At 56.3% G+C, this 19,877-nt stretch carries 13 protein-coding genes and 1 tRNA gene; 2 read left to right on the forward strand and 12 right to left on the reverse strand.

Annotated features, from left to right (window positions below; translation table 11 throughout):
- The first annotated feature begins 149 nt into the window (after positions 1 to 149).
- On the forward strand, positions 150 to 521 hold the full coding sequence (locus ABD949_RS08440) for a hypothetical protein (RefSeq protein WP_345242488.1): 372 nt from the start codon (positions 150 to 152) through the stop codon (positions 519 to 521).
- Here ABD949_RS08440 and ABD949_RS08445 read toward each other — a convergent pair.
- The 10 genes from ABD949_RS08445 to ABD949_RS08490 all read right to left on the reverse strand — a co-directional run bounded on the left by ABD949_RS08445 (position 478) and on the right by ABD949_RS08490 (position 17,091).
- The gene (locus tag ABD949_RS08445; RefSeq protein ID WP_345242490.1) at positions 478 to 3,051 is read right to left on the reverse strand and encodes a TonB-dependent receptor domain-containing protein; all 2,574 of its coding nucleotides are present in this window, start codon (positions 3,049 to 3,051) and stop codon (positions 478 to 480) included. The genes ABD949_RS08440 and ABD949_RS08445 overlap by 44 nt on opposite strands.
- Before the next feature lie 25 nt (positions 3,052 to 3,076).
- On the reverse strand, positions 3,077 to 4,870 hold the full coding sequence (locus ABD949_RS08450; protein ID WP_345242492.1) for an ABC transporter ATP-binding protein: 1,794 nt from the start codon (positions 4,868 to 4,870) through the stop codon (positions 3,077 to 3,079).
- A 31-nt stretch (positions 4,871 to 4,901) separates the two neighbouring features.
- Positions 4,902 to 7,460 (reverse strand): glycosyltransferase, encoded by a 2,559-nt coding sequence (locus ABD949_RS08455; RefSeq protein WP_345242494.1) that lies wholly within the window; start codon positions 7,458 to 7,460, stop codon positions 4,902 to 4,904.
- 305 nt (positions 7,461 to 7,765) lie between these two features.
- Entirely contained in the window at positions 7,766 to 8,224 is a 459-nt protein-coding gene (locus tag ABD949_RS08460; protein WP_345242496.1) for a DUF4920 domain-containing protein, read from the reverse strand.
- Between the two features lie 37 nt (positions 8,225 to 8,261).
- The gene (locus ABD949_RS08465) at positions 8,262 to 11,492 is read right to left on the reverse strand and encodes a DUF7948 domain-containing protein (RefSeq protein WP_345242498.1); all 3,231 of its coding nucleotides are present in this window, start codon (positions 11,490 to 11,492) and stop codon (positions 8,262 to 8,264) included.
- A gap of 66 nt (positions 11,493 to 11,558) precedes the next feature.
- Entirely contained in the window at positions 11,559 to 12,176 is a 618-nt protein-coding gene (locus ABD949_RS08470; RefSeq protein ID WP_345242500.1) for an ABC transporter ATP-binding protein, read from the reverse strand.
- 61 nt (positions 12,177 to 12,237) lie between these two features.
- Positions 12,238 to 13,035 (reverse strand): acyl-ACP--UDP-N-acetylglucosamine O-acyltransferase, encoded by a 798-nt coding sequence (gene lpxA / locus ABD949_RS08475; RefSeq protein ID WP_345242502.1) that lies wholly within the window; start codon positions 13,033 to 13,035, stop codon positions 12,238 to 12,240.
- Positions 13,036 to 13,149: 114 nt separating this feature from the next.
- Entirely contained in the window at positions 13,150 to 14,544 is a 1,395-nt protein-coding gene (locus ABD949_RS08480; protein ID WP_345242504.1) for a bifunctional UDP-3-O-[3-hydroxymyristoyl] N-acetylglucosamine deacetylase/3-hydroxyacyl-ACP dehydratase, read from the reverse strand.
- An 85-nt stretch (positions 14,545 to 14,629) separates the two neighbouring features.
- The gene (gene lpxD, locus ABD949_RS08485; RefSeq protein WP_345242506.1) at positions 14,630 to 15,682 is read right to left on the reverse strand and encodes a UDP-3-O-(3-hydroxymyristoyl)glucosamine N-acyltransferase; all 1,053 of its coding nucleotides are present in this window, start codon (positions 15,680 to 15,682) and stop codon (positions 14,630 to 14,632) included.
- 152 nt (positions 15,683 to 15,834) lie between these two features.
- On the reverse strand, positions 15,835 to 17,091 hold the full coding sequence (locus ABD949_RS08490) for an HD domain-containing protein (protein ID WP_345242508.1): 1,257 nt from the start codon (positions 17,089 to 17,091) through the stop codon (positions 15,835 to 15,837).
- Between the two features lie 135 nt (positions 17,092 to 17,226).
- Between ABD949_RS08490 and ABD949_RS08495 the strand changes: the two genes are divergently transcribed.
- Positions 17,227 to 17,300: transfer RNA gene (locus ABD949_RS08495), tRNA-Ile, on the forward strand.
- A gap of 138 nt (positions 17,301 to 17,438) precedes the next feature.
- Here the strand turns inward: ABD949_RS08495 and ABD949_RS08500 are convergent.
- Together ABD949_RS08500 and ABD949_RS08505 are read right to left on the reverse strand one after the other, a co-directional pair.
- Positions 17,439 to 18,785, reverse strand: coding sequence for an MFS transporter (locus tag ABD949_RS08500; protein ID WP_345242510.1), 1,347 nt, complete (start codon positions 18,783 to 18,785; stop codon positions 17,439 to 17,441).
- Positions 18,718 to 19,860, reverse strand: a complete 1,143-nt coding sequence (locus ABD949_RS08505; RefSeq protein ID WP_345242512.1) for a Kelch repeat-containing protein — start codon at positions 19,858 to 19,860, stop codon at positions 18,718 to 18,720. The genes ABD949_RS08500 and ABD949_RS08505 overlap by 68 nt, the downstream gene beginning before the upstream one ends.
- Positions 19,861 to 19,877 lie beyond the last annotated feature (17 nt).

Here is a 19,877-nt window from a genome sequence, read left to right on the forward strand (position 1 = left end):
AATGTCGATTGGTACCTCACCTGTACAAAATAGAAGTTTTACCAGAAAACAACCACCAAGGTAAGAATTTGTTGCTTGTCCGACGTACAACGTAAAAAGATTACGCTTATGGTGAATTTACTTTGACTCAACGAACAGTAAACAACACCATGAACGCGCCACACCACCCATATACGCGGCCAGCAACGGCCGCAGTTCCTGCCCGATGGCAACTGCCGGAGCCGGCCAACTGGTCGGCCCGGCAGTTGTTTGATGCCGAATTGGGCTTGTTGCACGTAGCTGACCTGCTGTCGGTAACGGTACCGGGTGCTTCGCCCGATCTGCTCAACGCCCGAAACAGGCTTCTTTCCGTGCGATCACCGCACCAGCGGAACGGTATCAGACGGCGACAGGCTTTGCTGAATTTCCATTGCCGGGTGCCAGGGTGGTCGTACCTATCCGTGTTCATTCTGGCTGCGCAGCTGCTTGGCCTTCCGGTTACCGGTTACTCGTCCGGCTACCCGCTTTATCGTCGTTCGTAATCTGTTTCCGCTGCCGGCCGGTACCGGTGTTGCTTTGTCCAAACTGCCAGTAGAAAAAGATCCGGGCCGACCGCGTAACGGTGGCATTGCGACTGAACGAGGTAAACGCCGGGGTATCCAGGTACGTGTCCTGGCGGATTTCATGGTGAAACGGCGTATTGGCCGTGACTACGACACTAGCCCGCTTGTTCCAGAGTTCTTTTTTCGCTGATACCGTGTAGGAGTACCAGGCCAGTGATTTCCCCTGTAACAGAATGGCCCCGGCATTGTAGTTACCATCGGCCTGCACCGTAAATCCCTTGCCGATCCGGTACGACAGATTAGCCGTTGCGCTCCATACCCAGCCCTGATTGCGCTGGCTGAGGGCTGCGCTGGTCAGATCGGCCCATTGCAGGTTGCCTCCGCCAGATAGGTTCATATTTTTGACCGGCTGGCCGTTCGCACTGACCTGGAGCCCGTAAAATGTACGCTGAGCTATATTCTGGGGCTTCCACAACGAAATGCCGTTGACGTCCATGGAAAGCAGGTAGTCAATGGCGTTGTCGGTCCGCTGGTAGTACAACGCCGAGTTGATGAAAAGCCCTTTTTTGGTGAACAGGCTGTAGGAGAACTCCGGGGAGTGCGTCAGCTCCGGATTTAGCTCGGGGTTACCGGTAATCAGGTATTTAGGGTTACTGGAATTGATGAACGGGTTCAAGTACCAAACCACGGGTCGGGCAATACGCTGGGTGTAGCTCAGGCGGAACGTGTGCTTGTCGTTGAACGTCCGCGAAAACGTAAAACTGGGAATCAGGTTCTGGTACTGCCGGTTCAGGGCTGAATTCGGACCAAAAAAGTTGCCGTCCAGGTAAGTACGTTCGAGCCGCCCACCCGCGTTGATGCTCCATTTTCCGGCTTTAGCCATCCGCAGTGACGTGTAGGCGGCATACACCTGCTGGAGGTAATCAAAGACATCGGACCGATTCGGATTGGGTTGGTAATTAGTGGAGCCATTGGTAGCCTGCTCCAGGGAAAAATCGCTGCCGATGTCGCGCAGAATGGCTTTTGCCCCAATCTCCGCGCTCGCCAGGGTAGTGTCCCGCCGGTTGCGGACCCGGAAGGGATACGTAAAATCACTTTGAACGGTAAACTCATTATTCCGGCTTAGATTCAGGCTCCGCTCCCGATAGGTGACCACTTCAGACATGGTCGATTGCTCCGCAGTATAGATGTATTTGTCCGGGATATTGCTCCTCTGCATCATCACCGATAATTCCGGCTTCAGGCTCTTGTCGACTGGAGATCGAATAGCTGGCCCGGCGGCAGAGGGGCCGATAACCGGCTTTGACTGGGTTCGCTGAAAAGTTTTGGTGTACGCCAGATTGACCTCTCCGTTCCGGTAGGTGTCCAGATACCGGATATCCTGCTGAAACTCCTGCATGGTCCGGCCCCGGGTATCGGTCAGCAGGCTGTGTACGCGGCTGTTGTTGGGCCAGTTGCCACCCCAGCCGTATAGCCATAGGCTCAGCCGGGCGGTTGAGTCGATGTCGTAGTCCAGGCTGACTTCGGCATTTCCGCCAGTCCCGGTATTATCCTGATCAATGCGCTGGTACAGGGTGTTTATTGGCTGTCCGTTCTGGAGCGACGTCCGGTACACATCAGCGTACGCAATCGTCCGGTATTCATAATACCCGCCCGTCAGGTAAAGGCCCAGCTTCCGTCCCTGGATACTGCCATACCCGCCTGCTGACCGGACCAAGTTGCCCAGTGAGCCGTTGAGACCGCCGTTGATGCCCTGCCGGGGCCTGCGGGTTATGATGTTAATGACCCCTGCCGTACCTTCAGCATCGTACCGGGCTCCCGGACTGGTAATTACTTCAACCGATTTGATCTGGCTACCCGGAATCTGGCGCAGCGCTTCGGCCAGGTTACGGGCCAGCAGACCGGAAGGCTTGCCGTTCAGCAATACCTTAATTTTTGGATTGCCGCGCAGCTTCACATTCCCGTTCATATCCACGCTGAGCATGGGGATGCGCCGGAGGACATCGGCCGCCGTACCTCCCCCGGCCGCAATGTCTTTTTCGGCATTGTACACCAGCCGGTCACCTTTATCTTCCAGCAGGGCCCGCTGTGCCGTTACAACAACCTCCTTCAGGGTTTTTCGGTCGGGCCGCAGCCGGATACGGCCAATGTCGACCGTTGGCCGGTTGTCGGTAATCAGCAGGTTGTTCAGCATTTTAGCCTCGTACCCAATGCAGGAAATTGATAACCGGTAGCGGCCGTTGGGCAGCTTTACAAAGGACAGCTCACCAAGATCGTCGGTGATAACGCCGATGACCAGCCGGTTATCGGCGTTCAGCAAGGCCAGGGACGCGTACGGCACCGGTTTACCGTCGACCGAGTCGACAACCGAGCCGACCACTTCACCAATGGCAAACGCGGAGGAACCGGCTCGGGGGGCCGGGACCGGGGTGGGCGCGCCCGGCCGGATCTGGGCTATAGCAGCTGAGGTCAGGAGAGTTACGCCAAGCCAGAGAAGCAATCGTTTCATGCGTTACGGTATCACTTGGGTGGGTTTAGGCAATTTGCTGGTGGTTATACATCTGCGCGTACGTTTTTCCCGTCGACAGCAAACTCTGGTGCGTGCCGCTTTCGACCACGGCACCATCTTGGAGCGTGACGATCAGATCGGCATGTTTTATGGTCGACAACCGGTGGGTAATAATGAATACGGTCTTTCCGGCTGCCAGCCGGCTGAGGGCCGCAAATATTTTGGCTTCGGTCAGGGCGTCCAGGGCCGAGGTGGGTTCATCCAGAATCAAAATGGGAGCCTGTTTCAGAAAAGCGCGGGCCAGGGCAATGCGTTGCTTTTCACCGCCCGACAGGGAAGCTCCCGTCTCCACGATCAGCGTGTCATAGCCCTGGGGTAACCTCATAATGAAATCGTGGGCCTGAGCCGCCTGCGCAGCCGCCCGGACCTCCTCCGGTGTAGCCTGCGGGTTGCCGAAGGCAATGTTTTCGGCGACCGTCATCGGGAACAGGAACGGGTCCTGCAGCACCAGGGCAATGTTCTCCCGCAGGTAGTGCAGCGGCAAGTCCCGCAGATCGCGCCCGTCGATGGTGATTTTTCCTCTCCAGGGATCATAAAAGCGAGATAGCAGCGAAATAAGCGAGCTTTTGCCGGCTCCGGTGGGCCCGACAATGGCAATGGTCTGCCCGGTCGGCACAGTCAGCGTGATGTTATGGAGCGTTGGCTGATGCTGGCCCGGCTGGCCATAGCCGAAGTCGACATGGTCAAATCGGATCGCCCCCCCCAGGCTGGCGGGGGCAACCGCACCCGGATTATCAGCGACGGTTTCTTTGGAATCCAGAATGTCAAACAGCCGTTTGCTACGCGAGGTAATAACCACGCTGGTGCCGATGGCGATCGACAAGGAATTGACGGGACCGTACAGCGCCGTGATGTAGCCCAGAAAGACGAACAGGTCACCGGCCGAAATGGTACCGCTCATCCCCTGACTGGCACCTATGCCGACCACGACGGCACCGACCAGCCCGGTAATGAGTGTTGATAACTGATTATACCCCGCCGACACCTGCGTTGCCCGCTGAAAGGCCTGGCTGTATTTTGACGTAAAAAGCTCCATCTGCTTCCGCATATAGCCTTCTCTGACAAACGCCTGGATAATGCGCATGGAGGCCAGACTCTGCTGCACAAAAGCCGATAGATCCCCCAGTTTCTGGTACTGAATTTCGGTCGTTTTTTCCATCGGTTTCGAGAAAACCGCTAACGAAATGACCAGCAGCGGCACCACCGACAAGGCTACCAGCGCCAGGGTCAAGTTGATAGAAGCCATGATGTAGAACATAGCCCCCAGCGAAACCAGGGAGGTAATGGCCGGCAGGGTGATCTGCGCCACCAGAAAGTAAATGACAAAGACGTCACCACTCATCCGCTGCAGCAGATCACCTACTTTGTTTCGGGTGTAAAAAGAAACGGATAATCGCTGTAGCTGAGCGTACAGGTCAAGGGACAGGTCGTTCACCAATCGCTGACACAGGCGGGCGGTATAGCCCGTTACCAGAAAGGAAATCAGCGCGCTTCCCATGGCGCTGAGTATCAGAAACGCCAGACAAACCAGCAGTAGAGTGCTCTTGCCGGTCAGCCAGGCGGAGTCACCAATCCAGCTAAGAAGCAGCGCAGGTGGTGGTTGGCTGTTCAGCACAGAGTCAATAATGATTTTCAGCGGCAGGGGCTTCAGCACCTCAAAACCGACGCCAAGTAATGCCAGCAGAATGAGCCCGGACAGTTTTAGCTGGTACCGGGCTACATAGCGGAACATGCGAACGAGAAGCAGCGATTTTTTCATGTGTAGCCGGGGTCGGGGCAGGTACGTTTGGTCAGCCAAACGAAACGGTGTTTACGTCAGATGCCACAGTGGGTTCAGGTTCAGACAGCAGTATGGCCTGCGGCTGCCCAAATGCGTGTGCCAGCGCGGCCATTGCCCGTGCCCTGCCGGTAAAGAAGCCCACCAGCAACATACCCGCCAGCAGGCCCGGCAGCAGACTCACCAGATACGCCTGGTTCATGGCCGACAGAGCGCTTACTGCCCCCAGGGAAAGCAGCAGCACTCCGGCTGTGACAGAATACCGGGACGAACACCGGAAGCGCAGCACCTGTCCCCCGCCGTATTGTTCCACCGCCAGTATCGCCCGAACCGACGCGCAGAAACCACCGCTCACCGCTAAGTCCCAGGTATCGAATTCCCCCCCCGTACGCACTCGCAGATTCATGGCCTTTAGCTGCTGCTCCATAGTGACCAGCCATTCGGCCGGCGATCGCCGGCCGGTGGCCCACCGGGTAAACACCCGGCTGTGGTAAAACAGGTAGGCTGATCGGTAATGCGTTGGTCCCCGCTTTCGCCAGGGCGTCAGTCCGTAGGTAAGCCGGCCATACAGTCGTGCCAGCGGCTGAATCACGTGCAGCCAACTGGTCAGTAACCAGAACCAGCCCTGCTGTCCTGTAGTGGAAGCCCTGTAAGGCGCTTTCACGGCACTGATTCCGGCCTGCATCAGCACAATCGCCAGCGCAGCCACGAAACCCGGCAGCGCCCAAAGCAACGGTGACCACGCCAATCCAAGTACCGATAGCAGCCCTAACAGACCGGTCAGCAGGTACCACTCCGGCATCAGCGGCAGGGAGGCTACCAGGCTGGAGGCCGGTTGGTAGACCGATTGAAAAGGCGCACTGCCCCAGATGCCGTGGAAGATCTTCCGTCGGCGCAACTCCAGTGGTTGAGTAAGGCCATTGCCGTAGAGACGACCGCCCCAAGTCAGGTGGCCCAGGGTATTGTATTTCCCGGGCCACTTCCGCTCCAGCAGGGCTTCGGCCCGGCCGTAGCCCTGCTGCTGCTTCCAGTACGCTTTCAGGGAGCTACGCCGGTGGTGCCAGACCGTGGCCGACGGGTGAAAGCCAATGGTATAGCCCTGCTGCTGCACCCGCCAGCAGATATCGACATCATCACCGGCCGTGAGGTAGACAGGGTCAAAGCCGCCGATCTCCAGCAGCACCTCCCGCCGGAACGACATATTGCAGCCGGGAATGTGCTCCGCAATTTCATCGGTAGTCAGCACGTGAACTGGTCCTCCGGGCGCATGAAACACACAAGTCGCCAGCAATCCCGCGCTTTCGGGCAGTAAATTAGGTCCGCCGACTCCCGCATGACCCGTAGTCTGGTAGCTGTAGGCCAGGTAACGCAGCCAGTGCGGGTCCGGATACGCATCATCATCAAGGTAGGCGATGATTTCTCCGGTGGCGGCTGCCAAACCCGTGTTGCGGGCGCAGCTTAAGCCCCGGTTGGGTGTGGTAATGAGCCTGAACGGGTATTGACGGACAATGTCAGCGGTCTGGTCGGTAGAGCCGTCGCTGACGACAATGACTTCAAAGTCGGGGTAATCCAGGTGCAGCAGGCTGTCCAGGCAGTCGCGGATGGTAGCTGCTCCGTTGTAACTGCAAACGACCACCGAGATCCTGGGCAGTGTCGCCTGCGGAGAAAAGGGGGCATCGGCAAATGCTTTCGCCACCGTTTGTAACGCTCGTTTGGGGCACCGTTGCCGGTCGACCAACCCGAAGTCCCAGTCTTCAATAGGGTGGCCATCGCACCACCATTCGTCCGTCCAGCCGAAAACGAACGTTCCGGCACAGCCTTTGCCGAAGAGGGTGCGTATCTGCCAGTCGAGCACCTCCGCCTGTTTTGCCTCCCCATTGCGCTGGCTGTCGAAGCCGATCTCGGTCAGCACCAGGGGCCGGTCGCCCGTCAGGTTGTGCAGCCGCGAGAGGTATGCACGCAGTTTGTCCTCCGTCTCCAGATAAACATTGAAACAGTCGAAATCCAGGAACGGCAGCGACAGGTACTCAGTAGTGGGATAATTGACGTAGGTAACCAGGCCGTCCGGATCAGCGGATTTAACGGCCTCATAAAGCCGGTGGAGGAACTGTTCAATGCGCTTCGGCCCGTACCAGCGGACAATCTGCGCCGGTATTTCATTGCCGATGGTGTAGCACAGGATGGCCGGATGATGGAAGCAGGCCCGAACAGCGTCCTGCATCTGATGGATAATGGCCTGTACCCGGTTGGCATCATCCAGAAAGGTGGTTTGCTGCTCCCAGGGCAGCCCTACCATGACCTTCAGGCCATACTGCAGAGCCAGGTTCAACAGGTAGGGTGGGGGGAGCGTATAGGTTCGCACCGCATTGATACCGTGGCGGGCCATGAGCGAAAAATCAAATTCGACCTGCGAGGGTAAAGGAAACTGATTCCCCCCGGCATCCGGCTGAAATGTACCGTAGGTTATCCCTTTGATGTAGAACCTGGTGCCGTTGACGGAAAGAAACTTTCCGTTGACGCGCGGTCTGTCATTCGAAGCAGTAGGTCTGACCGGCATAATCCTATTCCGCATATAGAATGAGTCAACATGTGGGCTTGCCGGGTAATATTAATTAAATAAGTGGTTCTTATATATTTTCTTATGAATAATATTAGCAAAACGTCCTGCTGGTTTGTCGCTAAGTCTCCTGAAATACGGAAGAATTTTTTTAATGAAGCACTAACATAGGTTTAACAGCGGCTTAATTACCCCAGGCGAACAGTCGGGTACATTTGTGGTGTACTTAGTTGCCAACTACTTGGTACATTAGAGTACCTACCGTAACGAAAAACCGCCCCAAAAGGCGGTTTTTCTGTTTAGGATCGGCCGTGAGGCTGTTAACGTTTTACAATGACGCCATCGGCTACAAAGGTCAGCGCCTTCTCGGGCTGGGTAATTTTTTCAATTTCGTTTTTGCTCTTCCCGGCATCTTCGGCGTAGTGCCGGAGTTCGGCAACGGAAGTGGTTGTTGTCTGGGCCGTACCCTGCACCACTACTGTTTTGCCTACAATATCTTTGGGCACAAAGAAACCGTAATCCCGGAAGCTGACCCGCATCGTTTCGCCATCGCTGGTCTTTACCTTCATCCAGCAGCCTTTGGCCTGACAAACGGACTCGACAGTGCCCTCTACTTTGGTGTTCAGCGATTCCTTTCCGTTCATTTTGGTGGTCAGCTGGGTCGCCGGAATAGCTCCTTTATCGGAGATTTTCTTGCCGTGGTAGCTAACAGACTCCTGCTGGGCAAAGGCACCGGCAGCCATACCCAGTATCAGAACGAGTGACAATACTTTTCTCATACGCTACGAAGTGTTTGATACAAAGATAACAAATTGTTTATTGCAACACTTCCAGCCAGCCCTTGCATTTGGTGCCGCTCGGCGTGGTCATCAGGTAGTAGTAGGTACCGTGCGGTACGCTGGGGCCCCAGTCGTTGGCGTAGTTTTCCGACCGATACAGCAGCTTACCCCAGCGATTATAGATCTCCAGTCTGGCACCCCGGATACCAATGTCGAATACTTCGTTTTTACCGTCGCCGTTGGCGGTGATTACGTTCGGTATATCACTCATGTTCTCTACGTCAATCGGCAGGGAAAGCGCCAGTGAACAGCCATTCCTGTACGCGGTCAGCGTCACTTCGTAGCGGCCGGAATTCGTATACTGATAGCCTTCCGGTGTGGTGGTGCGGAGCGTGTCGCCGTTGCCCATCGACCAGACATACCGCTCGGCATTTGCGGTCTTATTGGTAAACTCCAGGCGCATCGGCTGTCCGCAGTTCGTCGAGGTAGCCAGCTCGAAGGCTGGCCGGTATGATTCATCGATGGTGATTGTTACACTCCGCCGGGCGGTACAGCCAAACTCATTGGCCAGGTCCACCGTGTAAGTGGTGGTCTTCTGCGGATTGACGACCGGATTGGCAACGGCGAGCGTGGTAATACCTTCCGCCGGAGTCCAGGTGTATTTGGTGGCTCCCTGCGCCTGCAACTGCACCGCCTGGCCGGCGCATAGGGTGGTGTCGCGGCTGATCCGGAAGTTAGCGGGCCGCACGGTAATCACCCGCTTTGCCGAATCGACCAGCTGACAGGTTAGCGGGTTATACGCCCGGAGGGTGACCAGGTATTCGCCCGGTTTGTCAAACGTATAGTTCACCTGGTCCTCTGCCGTTGATTTGGGACCACCGGTGATGGTCCATTCGTAGCGAATGCCACCCTCACTGGTATTCACAAAGTCGAGCGTCAGCGGAGAGCAGCCTTCCACTACGTCTTTTTTAGTTCCTTCGTACGTATCAAAGGCGGCTTTCAACCGGTCGATATTAAACTTAAAAGCGACGTTGTTGCAGTTATCGCTATTGTTGGTCTTTGACCAGGCATTGGGTGTAGTGGGGAAACGAGTGCCGCCACAGGCGCAGGCGGAGTGGTAGATGACCCCGGTCTTGTCGAAACGGCAGGTACCCCCGTCGACGTGGTCGCCCCGATCGTTCAGGGGATTGGCCGGACTATCGCTGCCCATATAGGTGGCATACAGCAGCGATTTGGCCTCCCGCTCCAGCACCGCAATCCAGAAGTTACTGCCGTTGGTCGTGCTTTTGTAGGCATTGGCCGTCACCGGCAGATTGGTGGTGTTGCTGGCTGTGTTGTTACCCGTGCGCTGGTTCACGACTCCCCCCCAGCCGGAGAGGTAAATATTGCCGCATTCATTGATGAGAAACGCTGTGGGACTAATATCGACTACCCCCGGTCGTCCCGAACCTACTACGGTCGACAGTACCGACTGCCGCAGGTCGGTCGACAACGCATGAATGAACTGGCCGCTGGCGGTATTCCGATACGTACCCGCCGTAACCGGGTAGGTGCCGTTGGTGAGGCCAAAGACGTACGGGCGTTCTTCCGGGTCAATGTCAACCAGGTAACCGACTTCATCGCTAGCCGTGCCCAGATACGTGGCCCGGTCAAGCTGGTCATTGGTAAACCGGGCAATGAACGCATCTTCTTCCCCGCCCAGGGTCGTCTGATAAGCGCCCGTCGTGCCCGGCAGGTTAGTACTATGGGTGACGCCGGTGACGAACAGCGCCCCGGAGCGTCCCTGCTTCAGCCCGTAGGCGGCATCATAGCCGCTACCTCCCAGAAACGTGGCCCACTCCAGTTGCCGCAGGTCGGCGCTGAGCCGCAGAACAATAGCGTCGGCCAGACCGCCAAACTGTCCCGTCGTAACCGGAAAATTAGCGGACGTAGTGACGGTCGAAACAAACACCCGGTCACTGGGGTCCACCACGACTTCGCCCCGTAACTCGTCGCCGTAGTTATGAATGTTCAGGTTTTGAATGGTATAGTTCAGCCCGTCATTCTGGCTGCCGCCCACATACGTGCTGGCGGGAAGAGACGTTCCGGTGGGGCTGAGTTTACTGACGAACAAATCGGTACCCTGGCGAAAAAAGATGCTGCTCACCGGGGCCGTCGGGCCCGCTGGTGCCGTATTGCCGGAGGGGGTGAACGGCTGCCCTCCCGAAAATTTCCGGCTGAAGGCTCCTTCGGTCGTGGGGAAGTTCGATGAGGCCGTAACGCCGTAGATGACCAGCTCGCCTTTGCTGTTGACCATCATACTGTTTGGCGTCTCCACCAGGCTACCACCGAGGAATGTCGAGTACAGAAGCTGCCCGTCATCCGCTTTGAATTTGAAAATAGCCACGTCGATCTCACCCGCGAAGCTAACCTGATACGCGCCCTTCGACACCGTCATCTGGGCTCCGAAGACAATACCGCCGGCGTACAGGTTGCCGTCGGCGTCATAAGTGGCGGTATGCCCCCAGTTGTCGGCCTTGGAGCCGGTGTAGGTGGCAAATACCAGTTCCGGATCAATGGTGAGCGTTTGGGAACGGTCGTAGCCATTCGGGAACGCAAAGCGGGCAGTTGTCCCGGTCAACTCCCAGTTAGCCGCCACTTCTATGGCTTTGCCGTTCTGGCTGACATAACTGTAGGGCTGGCTTTCGCGAAACGTGTGAACACTGGTTTCGACCATCAGTCGTTTGTCGTCCATTCGCAGCTTATCAGCCCCCTGGTATACCAGCTGGATCACCGAGGGGTCAGCGTTGGGCTGGACGATAAATTCGTATTTCAGCGTTTCGTAAAAGGCATACAGCCGCAGGTCGATGCCGGGGTATACGTTGTGGTAAATGATTTCGGCGTAGGAGGGGACGTTGCCTGCCCATTTGGCGGGGTTGTTGCCCAGGAAATAGTTAACCGGAATGGCGGACCGGTGCAGCCCTTCGATCCGGCTGTCGGGGCGGCTGCCGGCAAGTTCCATTTCGACACCGTGAACCCGCAATGAGGCATTCGCATACGCTTCGGGTTTGCCCGCGTGCCGGTCGGCTAACGATTGGGCGTCGTAGAAAACGTAGTGCAGGCTGTTTTTCTTCAGGTACAGAAAGCCGCCCGGCAGGTCGGCCCGGTAGAGGACATCGGCAGACCACTGCCCCCGGTTCTCCACAAACGCGATCCCCCTGGAGGGTGCGGCCTGGAGCGACAGGCAAAACAGAACGAGTGAAAGAATGGTGTAGTAGATACGCAACATACCGGAATCGGCTAAAGAACAGGCGTTAAATCTACAAAAAACTATTCCTAAACCGAAAAGGAGCGATTACTTCCAGCGGGTAATATCGAGTATATGGGGGCAAAAATCGTACTCGGCGGGCTGATTGGAGCCGATCAGCAGCAATTGATCGGAGGTGAGTTGCCGCACGTGGTCGTGGTACCAGGCGGCTCCCTGTTTGTCCAGGTTCGAGGTGGGCTCGTCGAGAATGACTACCGGTGCATCGGAGTAAAAGGCCAGCCCCAATTTTACCCGCTGCTTCATCCCCGACGAATAGAATTTGATCTCCTTGTGGGCAGCGTGGGTCAGCTGCATCCGGCCGATAATGTCTTCGGGCGTGTAGTCGGCTTTGAAGGGTTTGAACTGCCGGTGAAAGGCCAGCAGTTCCAGAAGTGTCAGCTCTTCGATGAGTTCTAAATAGGGAGCGGCAATCACCACCTGCCGGAACCAGTCGTCGACCTCCAGCGGCTGCCCATGTCGGTAAAAGGTGAGCTTACCCTCCGTCAGCGGCAGACTGCCGGCCAGTAGTTGCAGCAGCGTTGATTTGCCGCTGCCGTTGGGACCCACAAACGTGTAGCTGTTTCCGGCGGTCAGTTCCAGATCAACCCGGCGAAAAATCCACTCTTTCCGGTATTTTTTGCCCAGTTGTTCAGCGAGAATTTTCATGTGGTTCCAGGTTTCAGTTTCAGCGGGGCCGGCCCCGCTGAAACTGAAACATCAAGCAAATTTATTCTTTCTCGACGCCGACGCTCGACGGGCCGCGCATGATGCCGCGCTCGGAGGTACGGATGAAGTTGACGATTTCGTCGCGTTCGTTGGAGGGGGGCAGCTCCAGCTCAATTTGGGTCAGCGACTCGGCGTTGTTCAGACCCCGCAGGTAAATAAAGCGGTATATCTCCTGAATTTCGCTGATTTTGTCGTTGGTAAAGCCTCGCCGGCGTAAGCCCACGGAATTAATACCCGTGTAGGCAAGCGGTTCCCGGGCCGCTTTGGTATAGGGCGGTACATCTTTCCGCACCAGCGAGCCACCCGACACCATAGCATGGGCCCCGATTTTGGTAAACTGTAAGACCGAGCTGGAGCCGCCGATAATAGCCCAGTCCCCCATATGGACGTGGCCGGCCATCTGCACATTGTTGGTCAGGATGCAGTTATTGCCGATGCGGCAATCGTGGGCTACGTGGGTGTAGGCCATGATCAGGCAGTTGCTGCCGATCTCGGTCTTCCAGTGCTCCTCGGTACCCCGGCTGATGGTGGCGTATTCGCGGATGGTGGTATTGTCGCCGACGTACGTCAGCGTGTACTCATTATTGAATTTCAGATCCTGCGGAATGGCGGAGATGACGGCACCGGGATAAATGCGGCAGTTATGCCCGATCCGGGCTCCTTCATTAATCACCGCGTGGGAACCGATCCACGTGCCTTCCTGTATTTCAACGTCCTTATGGATTACGGCAAATGGCTCAATAACAACGTTATGGGCTATTTTAGCTTCGGGATGGACGTATGCTAATGGCTGTAGCATTCAAGTTACGGTTGGTTTTATTAGTCGATGGTCAATAGTCACCAGTCGTTAGGGCATCAGGCGTCGGCCACCAACGACCGCCGGGCGGCCCCGTATCGACTAATGGCTATCGGCTTACTTTTTCTTTACTAAACTCGCAATCATCTCGGCTTCACAGACAAGCTGGCCGGCTACGTAGCCCCGGCCCTGCATCTTAACGATACCCCGTTTCATGGGCGAGGTAAACTCGCATTTGTAAATGATGGTATCGCCGGGCACTACATTTTTGCGGAAGCGGCAGTTTTCGATACCGATCAGGTACGGCCAGTAATTCTCGGGGTCGGTTACCGTGCTGAGCACCAGGATACCGCCCGTCTGCGCCATGGCCTCCAGCTGCAATACACCCGGCATAACCGGATTGCCGGGGAAGTGGCCCAGGAAAAACTGTTCGTTCATGGTCACATTCTTGATGCCGACCACGCTGGTCTCGTCCATGGCAATGATCTTGTCGATCATCTGGAACGGGTACCGGTGGGCCAGCAGATTCGAGACCTGGTTGATGTCGTACACCGGAGCCTGCTTGGGATCGTAGGTAGGCACCTGATTCGCGGCATTCTTCTGAATCTGCTTCTTGATTTTTTTGGCAAAGGCGACATTGGCTGCGTGACCGGGCCGGGCCGCCAGAATCTGGGCCTTCAGCGGACGGCCAATCAGGGCCAGGTCGCCGATCAGGTCGAGCAGCTTATGGCGGGCCATCTCGTTGGGATAATGCAGCTCCAGGTTGTTCAGAATGCCTTCTTTTTTATTGACACTGACTTTCGGCTTGTTTAGCAGATCGGCCAGGTAATCCAGCTCGCCATCTTTTACCTCACGGTCTACAATCACGATGGCGTTGGTCAGGTCACCGCCTTTGATGAGGTCCTGCTTATACAATGCTTCCAGCTCGTGCAGAAAGCAGAACGTGCGACACATGGCTATCTCGCTCGTGAACTGGGTAATATCATTCAGCGACGCGTGCTGGCTGCTGATAACCCGGGAGTTGTAATCGACCATGACCGTCAGCCGGTAGTCATTCAGCGGCAGGGCGGCAATTTCAATGTCTTTCTCAGGGTTGCGGAAATGAACAAATTCGCTGACCTCGAAATAATTGCGGTTGGCTTTCTGCTCTTCAATGCCGGCAGCTTCCAGGGCTTCGACAAATTTGATGGAACTGCCGTCCATGATTGGAGGTTCCGGGCCATCGAGCTGGATAAGTGCATTGTCGATCTGCAAACCGACCAGAGCCGCCAGCGTATGTTCTACGGTATGGATGCGGGCTCCGCTCTGTTCGATGGTGGTACCGCGTGACAGGTCCACCACGTTTTCGACGTCAGCGTCCACAATGGGCTGACCCGGGAGGTCTACGCGCTGAAATTTATAACCGTGGTTAGCGGGAGCGGGCAGGAAGGTCATCGTTGCCGATACGCCTGTGTGTAAACCTACTCCCGATACGGATACGGCTTTTTGAATAGTCTGCTGCTTAACATTCATTCGATCATTCCTTTCTCTGTGCCTGCCGGGTATTGGTGCTGATGGGTACGGAAATGAATCCGGACGACAAGCTATGTACTGTACGCTACTTATGATTCAGGTGTTGCTCCTGATTGTTCAGATGCTTTTCCACATGGTAAATGCGCTTCTCCAGCTGGGGCAGTTTACGAAACACCGCCAGCGACCGGAAATGATCGTTGAGATCAAACGCCGGTGACCCGTTTAGCGAAGTACCTTCCTCCCTGACCGACTTACCAACGCCCGATTGGGCACCCACCTTCGTGTAATTGGCAATGGATAAATGGCCGGCAAAACCGGCCTGCCCACCAATGACGCAATTGTCGCCGATCTTGGTTGATCCGGATATGCCGGTCTGGGCGGCAATCACGGTGTTTTTGCCGATTTCTACATTATGGGCAATCATAATCAGGTTATCCAGCTTCACCCCCTGCCGGATAATGGTGGAGCCCATGGTGGCGCAGTCGATCGTGGTGTTGGCCCCAATGCTGACGAAGTCCTCCAGAATCACATTACCCAACTGCGGAATGGGTTTGTAACTACCGTCGGGCTGCGGAGCGAAACCAAACCCCTCGCTGCCAATCACCACGTTTGGGTGAATGGTACAGTAACAACCGATAATGGTATTATCAAGAATCTTTACCCCCGAATGGACAATGGTATTGTCGCCAATCCGGACGTTGTCGCCAATGTAGGCCTGCGGGTATATTTTCACGTTATTGCCGATGCGACAGTTACGGCCAACGTACGAGAAAGCCCCCCGGTATACCTGTTCACCAACGTCACAGCCTTCGCTCAGGTGTGAGGGTTGTTCAACGCCGGAGCGTTTGTAGGCAATCCGCTGATGGTATTCTTCCAGTAACCGGGTAAAGGCAGAATAAGCGTTTTCGACAAAGATCAGCGCGGCCGACACTGCTTTTTTGGGCGTGAAGCTACGGTCCACAATAACCGCTGATGCCTGGGTAGTGTACAGATGGGGCTCGTACTTCAGATTGGATAAAAATGATATACAGCCGGGCTTCCCCTCTTCGATTTTTGCCAGCTGGTTGATCAATAACGAATCATCACCGTTTACCTCTCCTCCCAGCAGCATGGCAATCTGCTTGACCGTAAACTCCATATAATTATAATAGCCGTAGCGAAGCGTATTTGACGCTCAGAAGTTTTGGGCGCTAAGGTAGCCAACAAATCAGACACTTTATACAGATGAAGGATTATTTCAAAAAAATGTTCAACCTGTGCTAAAGGCGCTGGCCTTGTGATAGTACAATTTCAGGAAAGTACGTTTTCGGCCTGCCACTGCAACTGTTTGGCCCAGCAGACATAGTAGCGCCGGACAATGTGCGTGAGGGCTTTTATATTGGGCAAATCGGAGGCATCGGCAATATCAATTACCTGATTACTTTTTAATTTGATATTTATCTTGTCGCCGAGCGGCAGGTAAGCGGCATTGGTCGCCTGACCTTCCACCAGAAAGTACGAGAGTTCGTCGTCCTGCAATCCTTTCTGGCGCAACTGCTTTTCAATTTCCTGCACCAGTTTCCCCGCAAACGGCTCCGGAGAGAGCATGATCTTGAACAGCCGCCGGTTGAGCAGCATCTGGCAGAGGGTGGATAAAATCCGGTCGGGGTGGCGGCTCCATTGCTTGATGCAGTACCAGATGTCGTGGTCGTCGATGCGGGTAAATGCTTCCAGGTAGTCCGGTGAGTGACGGAACTCCTCCAGGGAGATTGTCTGACACAGAAAAAGCAGAAAGTCGGGCGAGGCCGGCACCGTTGCGCCACTCCGGATCAGGAAACGTACCCGGCGCAGGATCTGCACCAGCATCGACTCCGCGCAGATGGAGGTCTTATGCAGGTACACCTGCCAGTACATCAGCCGCCGGGCGTTCAGAAAGTTCTCGATGCTCATGATGCCCTTAGCCTCCACCACCAGCTGATCATCGACCAGGTCGAGCATCTTAATGATCCGGTCGGCCCCGATGGTTCCTTCGGCAACGCCGGTATAGAAGCAGTCCCGGTTCAGGTAATCAATGCGGTCCATATCCAGCTGGCTCGAGATAAGCTGGTGGAAGAATGGCCGTTCGTAGCTACCCTCAAACATCCGGATCGCCAGTGACAGGGCGCCACCGAACTGCCGGTTGAGTTCGTGCATGAGCAGCAGCGAAATTTCTTCGTGGGGCACCCCCTCCAGGATACAGCATTCCAGTACGTGCGAGAACGGACCGTGGCCGATGTCGTGCAGCAGAATGGCGATCTGGGCCGCTTCGCACTCGTCCTCCGACAGCATATGACCTTTGTTGCGGAGGGTATTCATGGCGTGGCCCATCAGGTGCATAGCGCCCAGCGCGTGGTGAAAGCGAGTGTGCAGCGCACCGGGGTACACAAACTCCGACATGCCGAGCTGCTTGATCCGCCGGAGCCGCTGAAAATAAGGATGCTCGACCAGGTCGAACAGCAGCTCGGTCGGAATGGTGATAAACCCGTACACCGGGTCATTCAGGATCTTTTTTTTGTTGGGGTGCGGCAAGGGGGAGCGTTGTTGTTTACCAAACAAATATACCAAAAACAGGCTGATATGTTTGGGCCGTGCCGTAAGAGTCTCTTGCAAATTTTGCCCACTGGCTGTATATTTGCATACTTTCGCTTCGTTAGAGCGGGAGACGGGCTTGTAGCTCAGTTGGTTAGAGCACCTGACTCATAATCAGGTGGTCCCTGGTTCGAGCCCAGGCTGGCCCACATAAAAAAAGCCACTTACAGTAAAATGTAGGTGGCTTTTTTTATGTGGGCGCAAGATATTATTTCAAATGATCTGGCTGCCGCAGAGACGAAAAAGTGCTGCGTCGCTGCGTTTTGTGTCGACGTTGATACCAGTTCTCAATCAGCCAGATCCACCGCCTTTGGCCGAAGCGCATATAACTGGATCAGCAATGCCACCAGTACGACACCGGAGAGGAGGGCAAAGTCGCGGCCCAGACTGCCGGCATCGGTTGACTTGCCCAGCCAGTTGGTGATAAAGGCCCCGGCAAATACGCCCGTCATGTTCATCAGGCCGTAGGCAGTGGCCCGGCTGTGTGCTGGTACCAACTGGCACAGAATGGGCATGTTGTTGGCGTCGAACATGCCGAACCCAAAGCCGAAACAGAAAGCTGCCCCGACCACATGACCCAGTGACTGGCCAAAACCGAGCAACAGCAGGGAGGGAATGGTCAGCCCCAGGCCGATGGCGCTGGTATAGATGCGGCCGCGCAGGTTGGTCTGCGCCCAGCGGTCGGATAGCAGCCCGCCCACGATAACCCCCAGAAAGGAAGAAAACGCGATGGTGATGGTGGATAACGGACCGGCCTGCGCCATATCGATGTTCAGGCTGGAGGCAAACAGGGTCGGCAGCCAGTTTTTAGTGGCCCAGCCCGGCAGACTGGGAATGGCGAAATAAACCAGCAACACCCAGAAGGAGGCATTGGTGAGCAGCAGGCGGAGGGCTTTCCAGGTGGGCATTTTCCGGGCGGCCTCGCCGGATAGCCCGTTGGCCGGGGTTTGGGTACGAATCTCGCGCAGGGTCAGCATCAGCACTCCGGCGTACACAATGCCGACCAACCCAAACGTCCGGAAGGTGGTATGCCAGGAGTAGGAGTCGGCCAGGGTAGCGCCGAAGCCGCCGAGCGCCTGCCCCATGTACAGTCCGGTCATGTGGATACCCACCGCCAGCGAACGGGTGCGGGAGGGGTGGTAATCGGCGATGAGCGACAAGCCCGCCGGGATGTAGAGAGCCTCACTCACGCCCATGATGGCCCGCAGCCAGCAAAGCTGCTGAAAGGTGGTGGCGTAGCCCATCAGGAATGTAACACCCGACCAGACGAACAGACTGCCCACAATGAGCCACTTGCGGCTCAGCCGGTCGGCTATCAGGCCGGAAACCGGACTCATCAACCCGTAGATCCAGAGAAAGATGGCCATCAGGTAGCCAAAATTCGTGGCCGATTGCAGTTCGGTAATATCGCCCTGCATGGCGGGTTTCATGGTGGATAGCATCTGCCGGTCCAGGTAGTTGAGCAGGGCGACTACCCACAGTAACCCTACCACTACCCAGGGGTAGCGTTTCCCGACGGCCGGCCCGGTATGTTCTTGTACGGCTGTGTTCATTTTGATCAGGTGATTAAGGAAGGTGCTGAAGGGTAAGTATCCGGCAGGCTGGTGTACGAATACCCGGAGATACTTCGCCACTGGGCAGGATGATAGCGTTTTTCCACCGTACCAGCGGGGTAGTTACCGGTGTAGCGAAGGGGAGCGTTGTTACCGTCGACCAGGTACGCTGCCGGGTATCGTACGCCCAGATGGTCCGCTCAAATCCCGGGTGGTTGATCTGGAGGTCGTTTCGGGCCATAGTCAGGCTGTCCCGCTTCCGTCCGGCCGGTAGCGTAGTCAGGCGGTTGGTCCGCGCTTCGATCTGCCGCAGGCGTTCTCCGCTGTCTCCGCCTACTATGAGCACGGTATGCGGCCCGGCGGCAACGGCTCCGTGCGCCGACAGGGCTTTGGGCAGATCCGGGAGCCGGTGCCATTGATTTTGGGCAATCGAGTAAGCATAGAGACCCGAATAGACCGTGGTTTGCCCGCCAATAGTCTGCCGTCCACCCGCTACACAGAGCATGGCCCCCTGCGGACCGGCCGTGGCGGCTAAGGCGGTATAGGCCCTCGCCGGACCGGGAAAGTCCGCCCGTTTTTGCCAGCCCCCGGCCGGGTTCAGCAAGTTGAGGGCATAGAGGCTTTTCTCTGTGCCCCGCTCTGATTCCCCACCGAACACGTACAACTGATCGCCTGAAACGGCTGCCGCCAGGTTGGCGAGAGCCAGCGGCAGCGCCGGTAGCGTACCGGTTACCAGTTTCGCCGTTGCCGGATCGTACGTGAGGGTAAATACATCGGCAAATGGTCGCTTGGTATCGTTGCCGCCGATGCCGATGAGCGTCTGCCGCCATACTACCGAAGCGCCGTAGCCGCGTGGTTGCCCCAGGGTTCCGATAAGCTGCCAGGATGCGTCCGGATCAGTAAGAGCTAGCGCATATATGGTCTTGTGCCATACTTTCTGACCACCCTGCCATGGGTATCCGACCGGAAAATTAGCGCCCCCTGCCAGCAGCAATACGCCGTTGCTAACCCCGGCAAACGCCCCCGCTACCCCTGGATTAGCTTTGCCGCTGACCGGGGGGAGTTGGGGGAGTTCGGTAACCGTTACCGGGGGCTGAGCCATAGTGGGTATAGTCAGCCAGAGCAACAGCCCGAATTGGAAGGCGTATCGGCGCATACGTGTAGGCGTTGGCT

Origin of the sequence: Nibrella saemangeumensis (assembly GCF_039541915.1) — a bacterium.
Lineage (GTDB): Bacteria > Bacteroidota > Bacteroidia > Cytophagales > Spirosomataceae > Nibrella > Nibrella saemangeumensis.

Excerpts from the sequence above, each read along its gene's own strand:
- ABD949_RS08440 (WP_345242488.1), top strand. The coding sequence starts at position 150 with ATGAACGCGCCACACCACCCATATACGCGGCCAGCAACGGCCGCAGTT.
- lpxD (WP_345242506.1), bottom strand. The coding sequence starts at position 15,682 with ATGGAGTTTACGGTCAAGCAGATTGCCATGCTGCTGGGAGGAGAGGTA.
- ABD949_RS08465 (WP_345242498.1), bottom strand. The coding sequence starts at position 11,492 with ATGTTGCGTATCTACTACACCATTCTTTCACTCGTTCTGTTTTGCCTG.
- ABD949_RS08505 (WP_345242512.1), bottom strand. The coding sequence starts at position 19,860 with ATGCGCCGATACGCCTTCCAATTCGGGCTGTTGCTCTGGCTGACTATA.
- ABD949_RS08460 (WP_345242496.1), bottom strand. The coding sequence starts at position 8,224 with ATGAGAAAAGTATTGTCACTCGTTCTGATACTGGGTATGGCTGCCGGT.
- ABD949_RS08480 (WP_345242504.1), bottom strand. The coding sequence starts at position 14,544 with ATGAATGTTAAGCAGCAGACTATTCAAAAAGCCGTATCCGTATCGGGA.
- ABD949_RS08450 (WP_345242492.1), bottom strand. The coding sequence starts at position 4,870 with ATGAAAAAATCGCTGCTTCTCGTTCGCATGTTCCGCTATGTAGCCCGG.
- lpxA (WP_345242502.1), bottom strand. The coding sequence starts at position 13,035 with ATGCTACAGCCATTAGCATACGTCCATCCCGAAGCTAAAATAGCCCAT.
- ABD949_RS08445 (WP_345242490.1), bottom strand. The coding sequence starts at position 3,051 with ATGAAACGATTGCTTCTCTGGCTTGGCGTAACTCTCCTGACCTCAGCT.
- ABD949_RS08470 (WP_345242500.1), bottom strand. The coding sequence starts at position 12,176 with ATGAAAATTCTCGCTGAACAACTGGGCAAAAAATACCGGAAAGAGTGG.
- ABD949_RS08455 (WP_345242494.1), bottom strand. The coding sequence starts at position 7,460 with ATGCGGAATAGGATTATGCCGGTCAGACCTACTGCTTCGAATGACAGA.